This window comes from Sphingomonas sp. LM7 (assembly GCF_002002925.1).
Lineage (GTDB): Bacteria > Pseudomonadota > Alphaproteobacteria > Sphingomonadales > Sphingomonadaceae > Sphingomonas.
In genome coordinates, this window is record NZ_CP019511.1 from 1300409 (window position 1) to 1316497 (window position 16089).

The window sequence follows — 16089 nt, forward strand, 5'->3', positions numbered from 1 at the left end:
AGCGGCGAGGTTATTGCGCGAGCGGAACCGAGCTGTTGGCCGGCGCAGTGGTCGCAGGTGCGGCGCCCGCGGGTGCCGTCGAGTTGCCGATCGCGAGCGGCGCTGCCGGAGCGCTGGTCGGCGAGGTGACCGGTGCGGTCGGTGCCCGCTGGAGCGACGTATCAATCGTCGTCGAGTGGCGCGACGCCGCGACGAAGGCGAGCCCGATGCTCATCAGGATGAACAGAGTCGCCAGGATCGCCGTTGCACGCGTCAGGAAGTCTGCCGCGCCGCGCGCCGACATCAGGCCCGAGGGGCTGCCACCCGTGGTCAGTCCGCCGCCCTCCGAACGCTGCATGAGGATCACGGCAACGAGCAGTGCCGCGATGATGGCGTGGACGACGAGCAGAAAGGTGAACATTGAGACCGGACCTGTTGCGAAAGCGGCGACATAGGGGAGCGGCCGCCGGGGATCAACCTGCGTCTGCCTGCGCGACGCCTCCCGTCGCAGCACGAACCTTGTTCAATAAAGAAGTAACATTTCGCCAACGCACTGAAACCACTGCGCTCAAGCTGCGTTTGACTGAATGCTCCCGGACAGAACCGGGAACGTAACGGATGAGAAGATGCCGTGAACGCGATGCCGGACCAATCGCTATCGTCCTGGAAGGACACCCTGATCGATTATGTGCGTTCGGGCGAACCCGATCTCACCAACCGACAGATGGCGCTGCTGATGCTTGTCTATCTGGATCCGGGGCCGCATACGGTCCGCGGGCTGGCGCGGGCATTGAACGTCTCGAAGCCTGTCGTCACACGCGCCTTGAATCGCCTGGGCACGCTCGGCTATCTGCGCCGCCAGCGCGACGACACCGACAAACGCAACATCTTCGTTGCGCGCACCGCGGAAGGGGCAGAGTTTCTTGCAGAGTTCGGGCATTTCCTCGCTGGCGACACCCTCGGCCAGCCAGTCGCCCGCAGGGCCAACGCGTAAGCGCTTCTCGCTGAAGGGCCGTTCCGCGATCATCGATTCGCGCGTGGACGCCGTGCGCCGTGACTTGGCCGATATCCGGCTGGCCGACCGGGTGTTTGCTCCCCATTATGCCGCCCCGATGCCGCGCACCCTTGCTGCGCCCGCAGAACTGCGCAGCGGCAGCGCCGCCGATTCTGACGTGATGGCGCAGCTGGCTGCAGGCGATGTCTTCGAAGTGCTGGAATTTGCCGGCAACCATGCCTGGGGCGTTGCCCCCGGTGTCGGGCTGGTCGGCTATATCCCCGCTGTAACGCTGGCCGATCCGCAATGACCATCCGTGTATTCATCGACGGCGCCGTCGGCACCACCGGCCTGGAGATTCGCGAGCGGCTCGACGGCCGCGACGGGATCGAGCAACTGATCCTCGCCGAGGCCGACCGCAAGGACCCGCGCAAGCGCGAGGATGCGCTCAACTCGGCTGATTTCGTCATTCTCTGCCTTCCCGACGATGCCGCACGCGAAGCCGTGGCGATGATTCGCGCGGACAAGGTGCGGGTGATCGACGCCTCGACTGCGCATCGCGTGGCGCCCGATTGGGTTTATGGCTTTGCCGAGCTCGAGCCCGGGCAGATGGCGGCGATCGCCGAAGCGACTCGCGTAAGCAATCCGGGCTGCTACCCGACCGGCTTCCTCGCGCTGGTGCGTCCGCTGGTGCGCGCCGGGCTGGTGCCGCTCGACCATGTCTTCTCGATCAATGCGGTCTCGGGCTATTCGGGCGGCGGCAAATCGATGATCGCCGAGTTTGAGGACCAGAGCGCCGACAGCTTCACTGCCACGGCGTTCCGCAACTATGGTCTCGGCCTCGATCACAAGCATGTGCCCGAGATGCAGAAGCATGCGCGGATCGAATATCCGCCAATCTTCCAGCCGGCCGTCGTGCGCACCTATCGCGGCATGGTGGTCGAAGTGCCGTTGCCGTTGCACACCTTCACCCGCCGCCCGTCGCTCGAAGCCATCGAGAACGCGTTGCGCGACGCCTACAAGGATTGCCCGCTGGTTCGCGTGCTGCCCAGCGACGTCGCCATGGTCTCGATCGAGGAGGATGCCGGCACCGATCGGCTGAGCGTCCGCGTGTTCGGCAATGCCGAGCGCGGCCAGGCGCGGCTGGTGGCGACGCTCGACAATCTCGGCAAGGGTGCGGCGGGCGCGGCGGTGCAGAACCTCAACATCATGGCCGGGCTCGATCCAACCGCAGGGCTGGTTCTCTAGCCCAACTGCATACCTATGCCGTGCGGGGCGGCTTGATCTTTGCCGGGCTTTGGTGTCTCGCGGGACAAACACGTCGACGAGAGGCAAATGATGCACCAACCCGTGGGCAAATTGCTGTTGTTCGGAGCCACTGGCGATCTTGCGCAGCGCATGCTGCTGCCGTCGCTCTACGCTCTGCATGCCGACGGATTGCTGCCGCCTGGACTGACGATCACTGGCACGGCGCGTTCCGAAAAGGACGACCAATCGTATCGCGAATTCGCCCGCACCGCGCTCGAAGAATTCCTGCCCGCCGACCGCAAGGATGACAGCGCTGTCGGGAGCTTTCTCGAACGCCTCTCCTATCAGCCGCTCGACGCCTCGGACCTCAGCGGCTTCACGGCGCTGGCCGAGAAGGTCGGCGACATTTCGGGCGGGCTGGCGATTTTCCTGTCGACTGCGCCCTGGCTGTTCGGCCCGACCATCGAGGGGCTAAAGAGCGCGGGCCTCGCCGGCGACAATGTCCGGATCAGCCTGGAAAAGCCGCTGGGCAAGGACCTGCAATCGAGCCGCGAGATCAACGATCTCGTCGCAGGCGTCTTCCCCGAGGAGCGGACCTTCCGGATCGATCACTATCTCGGCAAGGAGACGGTGCAGAACATCCTCGCGCTGCGCTTCGGCAATTCGCTGTTCGAGCCCGTGTGGAACGCACAGGGGATCGAGAGCGTCCAGATCACCATCTCCGAGACGGTCGGGCTGGAGGGGCGCGCGGGCTTTTACGACGAGACCGGCGCGCTGCGCGACATGGTCCAGAACCATATGCTCCAGCTGGTCGCGCTGATCGCGATGGAGCCCCCTGCCCGCTTCGACGGCACGGCGATCCGCGACGAGAAGGTCAAGGTATTCCGCTCGCTGCGCAAGATCAGCGCGCAGGAAGCCCCGCAACTCACTGTCACCGGCCAATATGGCGGCGGCGCCGTGAAGGGCGAGATCGTCCGCGATTATGCCAGCGATCTCGAAAAGCCTTCGAACACCGAGACCTTCGTCGCGATCAAGGCGCATATCGACAATTGGCGCTGGCACGGCGTGCCCTTCTACCTGCGCACCGGCAAGCGCCTCGCCGAGCGGCGCTCCGAGATCGTCATCCAGTTCAAGCCGGTGCCGCACTCGATCTTCGCCGATCGCGGCGGCGCGCTTCAGCCCAACACGCTGGTGATCCGGCTCCAGCCCGAGGAATATGTCCGCTTGCTGGTGATGGCCAAGCAGCCCGGGCTCGACCGCGAGGGCGTGCGGCTGCGTGAAGTGCCGCTGAACCTCAGCCTCGAGAATGAATTCGCCGGCACGCGCCGTCGCATCGCCTATGAACGGCTGCTGCTCGACTTGATCGAAGGCGATCCCACGCTGTTCGTCCGCCGCGACGAAGTCGAGGCGCAGTGGGAGTGGATCGATGCGATCCGCGCCGGCTGGGAAGCCAATGACATCAAGCCCAAGCCCTATGCCTCGGGCAGCTGGGGCCCGTCCGCCTCGGTCGCGCTCACCGAGCGTGACGGGGTTACGTGGAACGAATAACCGTCACACCCCATATCTATCCGAACCCACCGAATACGCAGGAGCTTACATGACGACCGAAATCGAATGGTGGGACTATGACGACGCCGACGAGATGGCCGCGGCCGTCGCGGGCGACGTGCAGTTCATCATCGAAAGCGCGATCGACGCGCGCGGCGCCGCCGTGATCGCGCTGGCGGGCGGCAAGACCCCGCTGCCGATCTACGAGAAACTGGCCGCGGCCAAGCTCGACTGGAAGCGCGTGACAATCGTGCCTGGCGACGATCGCCTCGTTCCGCTGGGCGATCCGCTGTCCAACGTCACTGCGATCGGCAAGGTGTTCATACCCCGGGGCGCCCGCGTGATCCCGCTGATCAGCGCCACCGTCGCCGACTATAAGGCGGCCGGCCGCGCTGCCGACGCGATCCTGCAGGATCTACACTGGCCGCTCGATCTGTGCCTGCTCGGCGTGGGCGGCGACGGGCATGCCGCGTCGATCTTCCCCGGCCCCGATTTCGACGAGGCGTTGAACGGCCCCAACGAGCGCCGCGCGGTCGGCGTGATGCCCGATCCGTTGCCGCCCGAAGCCCCCGTCGCGCGCGTCACGCTGAGCAAGGCGGCGATCGTCTCGGCGCGTGCGCTAATGATTGCGGTCACCGGTCAGGCCAAGCGCGACGTGCTGGAGCAGGCGATCGAACAGGGTGCGTCCTCGAACTACCCGGTGGGCCGCATCCTCGCCGACGTCGAACTGCCGGTGGATATCCACTGGGCGGCCTAACCCCTCCCCGTTCGTGCTGAGCTTGTCGAAGCACCGTTCTTTTGGAGCGCTTTCGGGATCAAGAAGGAACCGCCCTTCGACAAGCTCAGGGCGAACGGAGTTGTGAGATGAGTCTCCACGCAGAAATCGCCGCGGTCACCGATCGCGTGATCGAGCGCTCGAAGGCAGGCCGCGCGGCCTATCTCGACTTGATCCGCCGCGAGCGCGAAAGCGGCGCGGACCGACCGCGGCTGGGCTGCGCCAATCTCGCGCACGCCTATGCCGGCACCGACGAGCAGCGCGACCTGATGACCCCGGCGAACCGGATGAACATCGGCATCGTCACCTCGTACAACGACATGCTCTCGGCCCACGCAGTCTATTACCGCTATCCCGAGCAGATGAAGATCTGGGCACTCGAAGCCGGCGCCACCGCGCAGGTCGCGGGCGGCGTGCCCGCGATGTGCGACGGGGTGACGCAGGGCTATCAGGGCATGGAGCTGTCGCTGTTCAGCCGCGACACGATCGCCCTGTCGGCCGGCATCGCCCTCTCGCACCGCGTGTTCGAAGGTGCGGCCCTGCTCGGCATCTGCGACAAGATCGTGCCCGGCCTGCTGATCGGCGCGTTGCGCTTCGGCCATCTGCCGATGGTGATGATCCCCGGCGGCCCGATGCGCTCGGGCCTCGCCAACAAGGCGAAGGCCGCGGTGCGCGAGGCCTATGCCGAGGGCAAGGTCGGCCGTGAGGAACTGCTGGAGGCGGAGATAGCCGCCTATCACTCGAAGGGCACCTGCACCTTCTACGGCACCGCCAACTCGAACCAGATGATGATGGAAGCGATGGGCCTCCATGTCCCCGGCGCCGCCTTCGCCAATCCCGGCACCAAGCTGCGCCAGGAACTGACGCGCGAAGCCGTACGCCGGCTGGTCGAGATCGGCTGGAACGGCGACGATTATCGCCCGGTCGGCCAGGTCGTCGACGAGAAGGCGATCGTGAACGCCGCGATCGTGCTGCTCGCCACCGGCGGCTCGACCAACCACCTGATCCACGTCCCCGCTTTTGCCCGCGCGGCTGGGATCCTGATCGACTGGGACGATTTCGACCGGCTCTCGCGCACCGTGCCGTTGTTGACACGGGTCTATCCCAACGGCTCGGCCGACGTGAACGGCTTCGAGGATGCCGGCGGGCCGAGCTTCGTGATTCGCGAACTGCTCAAGGGCGGGCTGATGCACGGCGACACGCTGACCATCGCGAAGGACGGTATGGCTGCGTATGGCCGCAAACCGGGGATCGAGGACGAGGCGCTCGTCTGGCACGATCATCCCGCCCAGAGTGGTGACGACACGATCGTTCGCACGATCGAAGCACCCTTCTCGCTCGAAGGCGGCTTCCGCATTCTCAAGGGCAATCTCGGGCGCGCGTGCATCAAGGTCTCGGCCGTCGAGCGCGACCGCTGGACGATCGAGGCCCCCTGCCGCGTCTTCGCCGACCAGAGCGAGGTCCAGACCGCATTCAAGGCCGGCGAGCTCGACCGCGACATCGTCGTCGTCGTCCGCTTCCAAGGCCCTCGCGCCAACGGCATGCCCGAACTGCACAAGCTCACCCCGCCGCTGGGCGTACTCCAGAATCGCGGGTTTCGAGTCGCCTTGGTCACGGACGGGCGCATGTCGGGTGCGAGCGGCAAGGTCCCGTGCGCGATCCACTTGTCGCCCGAGGCATTGGGCGGCGGGCCGATCGGCAAGCTGCGCGACGGCGATATCGTCCGCGTTTGCGCCGAAGAAGGCGTGCTCCAGGCCCTGGTCGATCCCGCCGAGTGGGACGCACGCGAGCAATGCGTGGCGCCGCCGCCGGCCATCGGCACGGGCCGCGAGCTGTTCGCGATGATGCGCCATTATGCCAGCGAAGCCGAAATGGGCGGCTCGGCGATGCTCGCAGAGGCCGGGCTCTAGCACCCGCTTTACAACGCGCCGCCCAGCGCAGAGAAGGGCGGCGCACCGTATGCCAACGTTGACAGGCCGCGGGCTCGAGAGGTTCAGGGAGAAGGCATGGAAGTCGTCACGGTCGATATCGGAGGGACTCACGCCCGCTTCGCGGTTGCCGAAGTGGCCGAGGGTCGCGTGGTCTCGATCAGCGAGCCGGTAACTCAGAAAGTCGCCGAGCATCCCAGCCTCCAGCTCGCCTGGCAGGCATTCGGCGAGACGCTCGGCCGCCCCTTGCCAAAGGCAGCCGCGATCGCCGTCGCCTCGCCCGTGGGCGGCGAGGTGATCAAGCTCACCAACAATCCTTGGATCATCCGCCCTGCCCTGATCCCCGAGCGGCTGGGCGCCGAGACCTGGACGATGGTTAATGATTTCGCGGCGATCGGCCACGCCGTCGCGCAACTGGAAGACAGCGACTTCCTGCATCTGTGCGGTCCCCACAAATCGCTGCCAGATCGCGGATCGATCACCGTATGCGGCCCCGGCACCGGCCTGGGCGTCGCGCAGGTGTTCCGTCACAAGGGTGGCTACGACATCATCGCCACCGAGGGCGGGCATGTCGATTTCGCACCGCTCGATCCGATCGAGGACGCCTTCGTCAAGCGGCTGCGCAAGGAATATAATCGCGTCTCGACCGAGCGGATTGTCGCGGGTCCCGCGATCGTCGCGATCTACGAGACGCTGGCCGAGCTTGAAAAGCGCCCGGTGCCGCGGCTGGACGACAAGAAGATCTGGGAGTTGGCATTCGAGGGGCGGGACAGCCTGGCGGTCGCTGCGCTCGATCGCTTCTGCCTCAGCCTCGGCGCCGTCGCCGGCGACCTGGCGCTGACCCATGGCCCTACCGGCGTGGTGATCGCGGGCGGTCTGGGCTTGCGTCTCAAGGACCATTTGCTGCAATCGGGCTTTGGCGAGCGCTTCGTTGCCAAGGGCCGGTTCCGGAACCTGATGGCGTCGATCCCCGTCAAGCTGATCACGCATCCGCAGCCGGGCCTGTATGGCGCCGCCGCGGCCTTCGCCCAGGAGCACGCACTGTGACGACCAGTATTGCCGATATCATGCGCACTGCCCCGGTCATCCCGGTGCTGGTGATCGAGGACGCTGCGACTGCGCGTCCGCTCGCCGAGGCGCTGGTCAAGGGCGGGCTGCGCGTGCTCGAAGTGACGCTGCGCACCGGCGCGGCGATCGAGGCGATCGCCGAGATGAAGAAGGTCGAAGGCGCGATCGTCGGCGCCGGCACCGTCGTCAATACCGATCAGTTCAAGCAGGTCATGGACGCCGATGTCGAGTTCATCGTCTCGCCGGGCCTGACCGAGAAGCTCGCCCAGCCGATCATCGCCAGCGGCGTGCCGTTCCTGCCGGGCATCGCCAATGCCGGTGACATCATGCGCGGGCTCGATCTGGGGCTGACGCACTTCAAGTTCTTCCCCGCCGAGACGTCGGGCGGGCTCAAGGCGCTCAAAGCGTTGGCCGCGCCCTTCTATCAGGCGAAGTTCTGCCCCACCGGCGGCGTCAGCCTGGCGACCGCGCCGGACTGGCTGGCGTTCGATCCGGTGCTGTGCGTCGGCGGCAGCTGGATCACGCCCAAGGGCGCAAGCGTCGAGCAAGTCGAGACGCTCGCGCGCGAAGCCGCCGGGTTGCGCGGCTGATCTCTAGCCTACGGCGTCGGCGCTGCCGGCGCCGCGCAGGTCGATGAACTGCTTGATGACTGGCTGGGCACCGCGCGATGCATGTCCTGCACCGATACCTTGCCGGTCGGCGCCGGCGCGGCGGACGCAGTTCTGAGGCTCAGATCCTGAACGGAGACCTTGCCGCCCGGCGCGGGCTTGGCGGTCGCAGGCTGTGCCGAACTGTCCGAGGCGGTAGTGACGACGCTGCTTGGGCAACTCTGTACGATTAGTGCCGTCGCCGTCGAACTGGCCGGTTTGGCAGCGCTGGGCGCATCCTGCGCGATGGCCGGAGGTGTGGCGGCCATCACGAACAGGCCGAGCCCGAGGGTGCGAATGATCATGCCTTCTCTCCTGCACTGTCCGCGTTCGCGCAGATATTCCTGAATGTGCAGGTATCGTGAGTTAAAGCAAGCAAGTCAGGCGGTCACATTTCCCCGCGCGCCCGCCGCAGGGCATACCATTTCTGTACATTGGCATTGTGCTGTTCGAGCGTGTCGGCGAACACATGTCCGCCGGTGCCGTCCGCCACGAAGTACAGCGCGCTCGACTGCGCCGGATCGAGCACCGCGTCGATCGATTCCTTGCCCGGATTGGCGATCGGCCCTGCCGGCAGGCCGGTCATCGCATAGGTGTTGTACGCAGTCTTGGCGCGAAGCTCCGACTGGAGGATGCGGCGGCCCAGCGGCTTGCCCTTGGTGATCGGGTAGATGATCGTCGGATCGGCTTGAAGCATCATGCCGACGCGCAGCCGGTTCGAATAGACTGCCGCGACGGTCCGCCGCTCCTCGGGCTTGCCGGTCTCCTTCTCGACGATTGAGGCAAGGACCAGCGCCTCCTGCGGCGTGCTGACTGCGATGCCCGGCTTGCGCTTCTCCCACGCCTTGGCGAGATAAACGTCCATCGCCTTTTGCATGCGCGCGAGCACGCCCTGGCGGGTATCGCCGCGATTATAGGCATAGCTGTCCGGCAGAACCGATCCCTCGGCCGGCACGCTAACCGGACCGCCCAGTTGCGGCGCCTTCATCAGCGTCTCGTAGACGAGGATCGACGGCGTGCCTTCGGGCACCCGCACGAAGCGCTGGAGCGTCTGTCCGCCCTGCAGCATCTTGAGCAGGTCCGACTGGCTGAGCCCGGCCGGCACGCGATATTCGCCTGCCTTGATCGACTTGCCGCCGCCCAGTACCTTCGAGAGCAGCAGGAACTGCCCCGCCGAGCGGATCGCACCGGCTTTCTCCAATTCGGTCGCCGCGCGGCTGAGGCTGGCGCCTTCGGGGATCAGCACGGTCATGTTGGCCCGCGAAGGCCCGCTGCCAGCCCAGAGCTGGAGCACGCCGAACCCCGCCGCCACTGCCAGCAGCAGCACAAGCAAGATCGCGCAGCCGCCTGCCCGCCTCCGCGGACGACGCGGAGGCACGGGGTCAGACAGCCTTCATCACCAGGCTGGCATTGGTGCCGCCAAAGCCGAAGCTGTTGTTGAGCACCGCCTTCACCTTGCGCTCCTTGGCCTTGAACGGGACCAGGTCGACACCCGCGCAATTCTCGCTCGGATTGTCGAGATTGAGCGTCGGGGGCACGATCTGGTCGCGCAGCGCCAGGATGCAGAAGATCGATTCGACTGCGCCGGCGCCGCCGAGCAGGTGGCCGATCGCCGACTTGGTCGAGCTCATCGACAGCGTCTCGATCGCGCTGCCAAACAGGCGGCGCACGCCGCCAAGCTCGAGTTCGTCGCCGAGCGGCGTCGAAGTGCCGTGCGCATTGATGTAATCGATGTCGCTGAAGTCGAGGCCCGACTTCTTCATCGCCATCTGCATCGAGCGGAACGCGCCCGAGCCCTCGGGATGCGGCGCAGTGACGTGATAGGCGTCGCCCGACAGGCCATAGCCGATGACTTCGGCGTAGATCTTGGCGCCGCGCTTCTTGGCGTGCTCATATTCCTCGAGCACGACCACGCCGGCGCCCTCGCCCATGACGAAGCCGTCGCGGTCCTGGTCCCAGGGACGGCTGGCGCGGGTGGGATCATCGCGGAAGCTGGTCGACAGCGCGCGCGCCTGGCCGAAGCCGGCGATGCCGATCGGGCAGATCGCGCCCTCGGCGCCGCCTGCGAGCATGATATCGGCATCGTCCATCGCGATCATCCGCGCGGCGTCGCCGATCGAATGCGCGCCGGTCGAGCAGGCAGTGACCACGGCGTGGTTGGGACCCATTAGCCCGTATTTGATTGAGACCTGGCCCGAGATCAGGTTGATAAGCCGCCCGTGGACGAAGTGCGGCGAGACGCGCTTGGGGCCCTTTTCGGCGAGCACGAGCGATTCGCTCTCGATGCCCGGAAGCCCGCCGATGCCGGCGCCGATCGAGCAGCCCGCGCGGAACCGCGTTTCCTCGTCCATGTCGAGCAGCCCGGCATCCTCGATCGCCTGGCCGGCGGCATCGATGCCGTAGATGATGAACGGATCGACCTGGCGCTGGATCTTGTGATCGACGCGCTTGCCCGGATCGAAGCCATATTCATGGTCCGGCGCCTTCACTTCACACGCGTAATTGGTGTGAAAATCGGTCGCGTCGAAGCGCGTGATCGTGGCCGCGCCGGATTTGGCGGCGATGATGTTCTTCCAGGCCGTCTCGACATCGGCACCCAAGGGGGTGACGAGCCCAAGGCCGGTTACGACTACACGGCGCATGGCGTTCTCTCCGTCAACTTCTATCGGCGGGACGATGGTCCCTCAAAACGAAACGGCTCCCCGCCCTCTCTTGCGAGCCCGGACGGGAAGCCGCTGAATGGCAGTGCCGGCCCATTTGGGCAGGTCGCCGGAGGGCAATCAGCCTTCCTGGTGCTCGCTGATGTACGAGACCGCGTCGCCGACCGTGGTAATCTTCTCGGCTGCGTCGTCGGGGATCTCGACGCCGAACTCTTCCTCGAAAGCCATGACCAGCTCGACGATGTCGAGGCTGTCCGCACCCAGATCGTCGATGAAGCTCGCTTCGGGCTTCACTTCGCCGGCGTCTACGCCGAGATGGTCGACGACGAGCGCGGCAACGCGCTGGGTGATCTCTTCCTGGTTGGCCATAGTCCCTGTTTTCCTTTGTCTGGGGCTCTGAATTCCGTTGTGAACGCACCTAGAATGCCGCTGGTGCCGTTGCAAGGGGGCACGCCTCATGGCCGTAACGTTCAACCCTGCGAAAAGTCGAAGCTCGCATATTGGATCGTGCTGAGGAAGGCGAAATATTCGGCGAGCAGTTCGGCGTTCTCGCGAGTCTGCTTCGCTTCCTCGGTCACCGAGCCCTTGATCAGCTCCTGGCTCTCCGCGGAGGTGAGCGGCCGATTGCGCGTTTCCTCGGGCAGCACCTGGAAACGGTCCTCCAGCGCCGCCGCCTCGAAGCCGCGCTCGCCGATCACGCGCTCGGCAACCGACAGGCCGAGCTTCGCCAGCGTATAGACGCGCGCGGCCTTTATCGCCGCTTCGGACCAGTCATGCTCCAGCCCGCAGGCAGCCGACGCACTGGCGAGGCCCCCCCCGACCGCCGGATCATAGCTCGGCCGCTTGCCGCTCTCGGCCATGTTGCGCGAGACATCGGCGTGAAGCTTCGCCGTGGTCGCGGCGCTCAGCTTGCCCGCGACGCAATCGATCGTCGCGAGATCGGCGGCGTGCGCAGGTGCCGCGAGCACGAACAAGGCGGCCAGTCCGATGATACGCATGACAGTCACTCCAGCCCCGGGGCTCAGAGCATCGCCATCCCGCCGTTCACATGCAAGGTCTGGCCGGTGACATAACCCGCTTCCTTGCTGGCGAGATAGACCACCGCGGCGCCGATATCCTCGCCGCTGCCGAGGTCGCCCGCAGGAATACGCGTCAGCAGCGCCGTCTTCTGCGCCTCGGGCAGCACCTCGGTCATCGCCGATCGGATGAAGCCGGGAGCGACGCAATTGACCGTGATGTTGCGGCTGGCGAGTTCCTGCGCCAGCGCCTTGGACATACCGACCAACCCCGCCTTCGACGCGGCGTAATTGACCTGGCCCGGATTGCCGGTCGCGCCGACCACCGACGTGATCGAGATCACCCGGCCATAGCGCGCTTTCATCATCGGTTTGGCGGCGGCGCGCATCAGGCGGAATGCGGCTTCGAGGTTGACTCGGATCACCGTGTCCCACTCCTCATTCTTCATCCGCATCGCCAGATTGTCACGGGTGACCCCGGCATTGTTGACGAGGATATCGAGCTTGCCGAGCGCCTCCACCGCCTGCGGCACCAGCGCATCGACCGCGGCGCCGTCCGACAGGTTGCACGCCAGCGCGACATGCTCCCCGCCCAGTTCGGCGCGAAACGCCTCGAGCTTCTCGGCATTCGACCCCGAAACCGCAAGCCGCGCCCCCTGCGCGGCAAGCGCCTTGGCAATCGCCGAACCAATCCCGCCCGAAGCGCCGGTAACAAGGGCAGTCATGCCTGTGAGGTCGAACATGGGGTAGTCCTTCTTTATTGATTCACGCGAAGGCGCGAAGACGCTAAGGGTTCATAGTTGTTGACGATGCGGCGCAGCCCTTCCTTGAGCGTGGCGCCGCCGAAATTGATGAGCAGCCCAAGGGGCTGCTTGAGCAAGCGAAGATAGGTCAGCACTTGCTTCCCATGCACGGCATTGAGCCGCTCGATCGACTTCACTTCAACTAGCACCTGGCCATTCACGATGATATCGGCGCGAAAGGCTGCTTGAAAGACGAGCCCGTCATATTGGATATCAATCGGGCACTGCTGGACCACAGAATGTCCACGCTCGACAAGCTTCGCGGCCAGAATCGTCTCGTAAACGCTTTCGAGAAGGCCCGGGCCGAGCTTCATGTGCAGCTTCAGCGCCGCATCGATGATGTCCGCCGCCGTCGCCTCGATGTCGTCCATCTTAGCGTCTTCGCGCCTTCGCGTGAAAAAATCAAAGGCTCTTCGCCAGCGCCTCGATGTCGTCCATCGTGACTAGGCTGGTCGTGGTGCAATCCGGGGCGATGCGCTTGACCATGCCGGCGAGGACCTTGCCGCCGAACTCGACGAACTCGGTGACCCCCGCTTCCTGCATCGCCAGCACCGATTCCCGCCACCGCACCATCCCGGTAACCTGCTCGACCAGCAACGTGCGGATCGTCGCAGGATCGACAACCGGCGACGCCGTGACGTTGGCGTAGAGCGGGACGAGGGGCGATTGCACGGTTACTGCGGCAAGCGCCCGCTCCATCGCATCGGCCGCCGGCTGCATCAGCGGACAGTGGAACGGCGCCGAGACCGGCAGCAGCAGCGCGCGCTTGGCGCCCATTTCCTTGGCCAGCGGCAGCGCGCGCTCGATCGCGTCGCGATGGCCGGAGATCACGACCTGGCCCGGATCATTGTCGTTCGCGACGGTGCAGACCTCACCCTGCGCGGCGGCATCGGCGATCGACTGCGCCTTGTCGAGATCGACGCCGAGCAGCGCCGCCATCGCGCCGACGCCGACCGGCACCGCCGCCTGCATCGCATTGCCCCGCGTGCGCAGCAGCCGCGCAGTGGTGGCGAGGTCGAATGCCCCCGCCGCGCACAGCGCGCTATATTCGCCCAGAGAGTGCCCAGCGACAAAATCGGCCTTTTCTGCCAGGCGGATGCCGCCGTCCTTTTCGAGCACGCGCAGCACCGCGATGGCATTGGCCATGATCGCCGGCTGGGCATTGGCGGTAAGGACGAGCTCGTCCTCCGGGCCTTCCGCCATGATCTTCGACAGCTTCTGGCCCAGCGCCTCGTCGACTTCCTGGAAGACTTCACGCGCATGCGGGCTGGCGGCGGCGAGCGCGACGCCCATGCCCACGGCCTGGCTACCCTGGCCAGGGAAGATGAATGCCCGCATTTGCCTCTCCTTGAGTTCAGGCGGCGCGGGTTAGAACCGTTGGAAGATGCGGGCAAGCCTCGAACCTGAACGAACCCGGCCGGTCCGCGACAAGATGCGACCATTTTGCCACCGCGCCGGGACAGGGCTGCGACAACCGACTCCTAAATAGGTTTCAACGCCAGCAACGGCGCGGACAAGAGGAGTACCATCATGAAGAAGTTCATTCTCGGCCTGGTCGCCGCTTCGATCGCTGCCACCCCGGCAATGGCCGCTGCGCCCCAGCAGCATCGCGGTGGCTATGACGCTCCCCGCCACCAGACCGCACAGCGCGGCTATGGCTACCAGAACGACCGCGACCACCGCAGCGACCGCGGCTATCGGAACGACCGCGGTCACCAGAACCGCAGCTGGCAGCGCGGCCAGCGCTTCGACAGCCGCTACGCCAGCAACTACCGGCAGATCGACTACCGTCAGTATCGCGGCCTTCGCGCGCCGCCCCGCGGCTACCGCTATGTCCAGTCGGGCAACGATGCGGTGCTGGTCGCGATCACCAGCGGGATCATCGGCGCAGTGTTCGCCAATATGATCCGCTAACTGCCCGCCTGTCACCGGCAGGAAGGACGGCGGGGCCCTCGGGCTCCGCCGTTTCTGCGTCTCTTTTCGGGACGGGATGGATCTATCGCCCCCTCGCGCGTTAACGAGCATTAACCGTAACGAGCCGCGCGTGAACCACCTCGACACTCCTTTCCCGATTGCCCTTCGCAAGCGCCCGCGCCGTCGCCCCTATCTGGTGGCCGCGCTGACAAGCCTGCCGCTGCTCGGCGTGCTGCCGGTGCTCGGCATCGCGCAGGCATCGCGGCAAAGTCCCGCTCCTGCGCGCACCACATCAACCGATGCCGCCCCTCCCACGCACCACCAACCCGTCGATCGACCGGCGACCGTCACGCTGGGCGCGCTGATCGAGGCGCAGCGGCGCGCGCGTGCAGAACGCCACGCGATGGCCACGGTGGAGCAGCAGGCTGCCGCGCTCCCGCCCGGCGAGGCATGGCAGGCGCAACTGGGTGCGTTCAGCTCTGCCGATGCCGCAGAACGCCAGCGCGGACGGCTGGTCGAGGCTGGCGTGCCGGCAGTGATCCGGCACGAGGGCACGTTGCATCGGCTGCAGAGCCTGCCCGCGCTGCGCACAGAGACCGAAGAGCTCTGCGCGCGGGCGCTGGCCAGCGGCATCGATTGCTTCGTGCGGCAGGCAACCACCGTATAGTCGTCATCCGCACTAGCCGGGGTGACGAGCTAGCCTCTACCCCAGCTGCCCCCTTGCTTTTCCACCGCTTTGCCCGCATAGGCGCGCCAGCCGGGTGGAGACGTGTCTCTGCCCCGCTTGCTTTGAGACGACAGCCGGAGGGGCGCTGCACATGGGGTGCACGTCAGCGATCGGCCAACAGTGAGAAGAAACGCATGGCTCTTTACGAGCACGTGTTCCTTGCGCGCCAGGATCTGGCACAGGCGCAAGTGGACGCACTGGCGGAAGCCGCCACCAAGATCGTCGAGGACAATAAGGGCAAGGTCGTCAAGACCGAGACCTGGGGTCTTCGTTCGCTCGCCTATCGCATCGCGAAGAACCGCAAGGCGCATTACGTGATGCTCGAGATCGACGCGCCTGCAGGCGTGGTTGCCGAGCTGGAGCGCCAGACGCAGATCAACGAAGACGTCATCCGCTACATGACCGTCAAGGTCGATGGGCTGGAAGAAGGTCCGACCGTGATGATGCGCAAGGGCCAGGACCGCGAGCGCGGCCGCGGCCGTCGTGATCGCGACGATGCTGGTGGCAACACCGGTTTCGGCGGCGGCGAATAAGGAGCATATAGATCATGGCACGCCCATTTTTCCGTCGTCGCAAGAGCTGCCCCTTCTCCGCGAAGGACGCTCCCCGGATCGACTATAAGGATGTCCGTCTGCTCCAAGGCTTCGTGTCCGAGCGCGGCAAGATCGTTCCCTCGCGCATCACCTCGGTGAGCGCGAAGAAGCAGCGCGAGCTGGCCCAGGCCATCAAGCGCGCCCGTCACCTGGGCCTGCTGCCCTACATCGTCAAGTAAGGAGCAGAGC

The 16089-nt window shown here is 65.9% G+C and carries 21 protein-coding genes; 12 read left to right on the plus strand and 9 right to left on the minus strand.

The window, feature by feature from the left end; genetic code table 11:
- Positions 1-10: 10 nt before the first annotated feature.
- The gene (secG, locus tag BXU08_RS05995; RefSeq protein WP_077509234.1) at positions 11-400 is read right to left on the minus strand and encodes a preprotein translocase subunit SecG; all 390 of its coding nucleotides are present in this window, start codon (positions 398-400) and stop codon (positions 11-13) included.
- A gap of 219 nt (positions 401-619) precedes the next feature.
- Between secG and BXU08_RS06000 the strand changes: the two genes are divergently transcribed.
- From BXU08_RS06000 to eda, 8 genes are all read left to right on the plus strand, one after another.
- Positions 620-973 (plus strand): MarR family transcriptional regulator, encoded by a 354-nt coding sequence (locus BXU08_RS06000; RefSeq protein WP_077512059.1) that lies wholly within the window; start codon positions 620-622, stop codon positions 971-973.
- Positions 974-1016: 43 nt separating this feature from the next.
- Positions 1017-1283, plus strand: a complete 267-nt coding sequence (locus tag BXU08_RS06005) for an SH3 domain-containing protein (RefSeq protein WP_366926576.1) — start codon at positions 1017-1019, stop codon at positions 1281-1283.
- Positions 1280-2221: an N-acetyl-gamma-glutamyl-phosphate reductase gene (argC, locus tag BXU08_RS06010; protein WP_077509235.1), complete on the plus strand. Its 942-nt coding sequence runs from the start codon at positions 1280-1282 to the stop codon at positions 2219-2221. Before BXU08_RS06005 ends, argC begins: the two co-directional genes overlap by 4 nt.
- An 87-nt stretch (positions 2222-2308) precedes the next feature.
- Positions 2309-3769 carry a glucose-6-phosphate dehydrogenase gene (gene zwf, locus BXU08_RS06015; RefSeq protein ID WP_077509236.1) on the plus strand — a complete coding sequence of 487 codons (1461 nt, stop codon included), beginning with the start codon at positions 2309-2311 and terminating at the stop codon, positions 3767-3769.
- Positions 3770-3818: 49 nt separating this feature from the next.
- A complete protein-coding gene (gene pgl, locus BXU08_RS06020; protein WP_077509237.1) occupies positions 3819-4526 on the plus strand; it encodes a 6-phosphogluconolactonase in 708 nt (235 codons plus the stop codon).
- 107 nt (positions 4527-4633) lie between these two features.
- Positions 4634-6454 (plus strand): phosphogluconate dehydratase, encoded by a 1821-nt coding sequence (edd, locus tag BXU08_RS06025; RefSeq protein WP_077509238.1) that lies wholly within the window; start codon positions 4634-4636, stop codon positions 6452-6454.
- A gap of 96 nt (positions 6455-6550) precedes the next feature.
- On the plus strand, positions 6551-7519 hold the full coding sequence (gene glk, locus BXU08_RS06030) for a glucokinase (RefSeq protein WP_077509239.1): 969 nt from the start codon (positions 6551-6553) through the stop codon (positions 7517-7519).
- Positions 7520-7539: 20 nt separating this feature from the next.
- Positions 7540-8130 carry a bifunctional 4-hydroxy-2-oxoglutarate aldolase/2-dehydro-3-deoxy-phosphogluconate aldolase gene (gene eda / locus BXU08_RS06035; protein WP_171982598.1) on the plus strand — a complete coding sequence of 197 codons (591 nt, stop codon included), beginning with the start codon at positions 7540-7542 and terminating at the stop codon, positions 8128-8130.
- An 8-nt stretch (positions 8131-8138) separates the two neighbouring features.
- On the opposite strand, the gene BXU08_RS06040 is transcribed toward eda, so the two are convergent.
- The 8 genes from BXU08_RS06040 to fabD all read right to left on the minus strand — a co-directional run bounded on the left by BXU08_RS06040 (position 8139) and on the right by fabD (position 14004).
- On the minus strand, positions 8139-8492 hold the full coding sequence (locus BXU08_RS06040; RefSeq protein ID WP_077509241.1) for a hypothetical protein: 354 nt from the start codon (positions 8490-8492) through the stop codon (positions 8139-8141).
- 83 nt (positions 8493-8575) lie between these two features.
- On the minus strand, positions 8576-9523 hold the full coding sequence (mltG, locus tag BXU08_RS06045) for an endolytic transglycosylase MltG (RefSeq protein ID WP_376787777.1): 948 nt from the start codon (positions 9521-9523) through the stop codon (positions 8576-8578).
- Positions 9524-9569: 46 nt separating this feature from the next.
- Positions 9570-10829, minus strand: coding sequence for a beta-ketoacyl-ACP synthase II (gene fabF, locus BXU08_RS06050; RefSeq protein WP_077509242.1), 1260 nt, complete (start codon positions 10827-10829; stop codon positions 9570-9572).
- A 138-nt stretch (positions 10830-10967) separates the two neighbouring features.
- A complete protein-coding gene (locus BXU08_RS06055) occupies positions 10968-11216 on the minus strand; it encodes an acyl carrier protein (RefSeq protein ID WP_056612581.1) in 249 nt (82 codons plus the stop codon).
- Positions 11217-11317: 101 nt separating this feature from the next.
- Positions 11318-11845: a hypothetical protein gene (locus tag BXU08_RS06060; RefSeq protein ID WP_077509243.1), complete on the minus strand. Its 528-nt coding sequence runs from the start codon at positions 11843-11845 to the stop codon at positions 11318-11320.
- 23 nt (positions 11846-11868) lie between these two features.
- Positions 11869-12606 carry a 3-oxoacyl-[acyl-carrier-protein] reductase gene (gene fabG / locus BXU08_RS06065; protein WP_077509244.1) on the minus strand — a complete coding sequence of 246 codons (738 nt, stop codon included), beginning with the start codon at positions 12604-12606 and terminating at the stop codon, positions 11869-11871.
- Between the two features lie 14 nt (positions 12607-12620).
- Positions 12621-13037, minus strand: coding sequence for a GxxExxY protein (locus tag BXU08_RS06070; RefSeq protein WP_077509245.1), 417 nt, complete (start codon positions 13035-13037; stop codon positions 12621-12623).
- Positions 13038-13068: 31 nt separating this feature from the next.
- Positions 13069-14004: an ACP S-malonyltransferase gene (gene fabD / locus BXU08_RS06075; protein WP_077509246.1), complete on the minus strand. Its 936-nt coding sequence runs from the start codon at positions 14002-14004 to the stop codon at positions 13069-13071.
- A gap of 189 nt (positions 14005-14193) precedes the next feature.
- Here fabD and BXU08_RS06080 point away from each other — a divergent pair, with 189 nt between their 5' ends.
- From BXU08_RS06080 to rpsR, 4 genes are all read left to right on the plus strand, one after another.
- A complete protein-coding gene (locus BXU08_RS06080) occupies positions 14194-14580 on the plus strand; it encodes an RcnB family protein (protein ID WP_077509247.1) in 387 nt (128 codons plus the stop codon).
- Between the two features lie 130 nt (positions 14581-14710).
- Entirely contained in the window at positions 14711-15247 is a 537-nt protein-coding gene (locus BXU08_RS06085) for an SPOR domain-containing protein (RefSeq protein ID WP_171982435.1), read from the plus strand.
- Positions 15248-15441: 194 nt separating this feature from the next.
- On the plus strand, positions 15442-15840 hold the full coding sequence (gene rpsF / locus BXU08_RS06090) for a 30S ribosomal protein S6 (RefSeq protein WP_077509249.1): 399 nt from the start codon (positions 15442-15444) through the stop codon (positions 15838-15840).
- Positions 15841-15854: 14 nt separating this feature from the next.
- Entirely contained in the window at positions 15855-16079 is a 225-nt protein-coding gene (gene rpsR, locus BXU08_RS06095; RefSeq protein WP_010543816.1) for a 30S ribosomal protein S18, read from the plus strand.
- The last annotated feature ends 10 nt before the right edge of the window (positions 16080-16089 follow it).

Bases quoted from the DNA above. Each gene is read 5' to 3' on its own strand.
- secG (WP_077509234.1), bottom strand. From the start codon at position 400: ATGTTCACCTTTCTGCTCGTCGTCCACGCCATCATCGCGGCACTGCTC.
- BXU08_RS06000 (WP_077512059.1), top strand. From the start codon at position 620: ATGCCGGACCAATCGCTATCGTCCTGGAAGGACACCCTGATCGATTAT.
- argC (WP_077509235.1), top strand. From the start codon at position 1,280: ATGACCATCCGTGTATTCATCGACGGCGCCGTCGGCACCACCGGCCTG.
- zwf (WP_077509236.1), top strand. From the start codon at position 2,309: ATGATGCACCAACCCGTGGGCAAATTGCTGTTGTTCGGAGCCACTGGC.
- pgl (WP_077509237.1), top strand. From the start codon at position 3,819: ATGACGACCGAAATCGAATGGTGGGACTATGACGACGCCGACGAGATG.
- edd (WP_077509238.1), top strand. From the start codon at position 4,634: ATGAGTCTCCACGCAGAAATCGCCGCGGTCACCGATCGCGTGATCGAG.
- glk (WP_077509239.1), top strand. From the start codon at position 6,551: ATGGAAGTCGTCACGGTCGATATCGGAGGGACTCACGCCCGCTTCGCG.
- eda (WP_171982598.1), top strand. From the start codon at position 7,540: ATGCGCACTGCCCCGGTCATCCCGGTGCTGGTGATCGAGGACGCTGCG.
- BXU08_RS06040 (WP_077509241.1), bottom strand. From the start codon at position 8,492: ATGATCATTCGCACCCTCGGGCTCGGCCTGTTCGTGATGGCCGCCACA.
- fabF (WP_077509242.1), bottom strand. From the start codon at position 10,829: ATGCGCCGTGTAGTCGTAACCGGCCTTGGGCTCGTCACCCCCTTGGGT.
- BXU08_RS06055 (WP_056612581.1), bottom strand. From the start codon at position 11,216: ATGGCCAACCAGGAAGAGATCACCCAGCGCGTTGCCGCGCTCGTCGTC.
- BXU08_RS06060 (WP_077509243.1), bottom strand. From the start codon at position 11,845: ATGCGTATCATCGGACTGGCCGCCTTGTTCGTGCTCGCGGCACCTGCG.
- fabG (WP_077509244.1), bottom strand. From the start codon at position 12,606: ATGTTCGACCTCACAGGCATGACTGCCCTTGTTACCGGCGCTTCGGGC.
- BXU08_RS06070 (WP_077509245.1), bottom strand. From the start codon at position 13,037: ATGGACGACATCGAGGCGACGGCGGCGGACATCATCGATGCGGCGCTG.
- fabD (WP_077509246.1), bottom strand. From the start codon at position 14,004: ATGCGGGCATTCATCTTCCCTGGCCAGGGTAGCCAGGCCGTGGGCATG.
- rpsF (WP_077509249.1), top strand. From the start codon at position 15,442: ATGGCTCTTTACGAGCACGTGTTCCTTGCGCGCCAGGATCTGGCACAG.
- rpsR (WP_010543816.1), top strand. From the start codon at position 15,855: ATGGCACGCCCATTTTTCCGTCGTCGCAAGAGCTGCCCCTTCTCCGCG.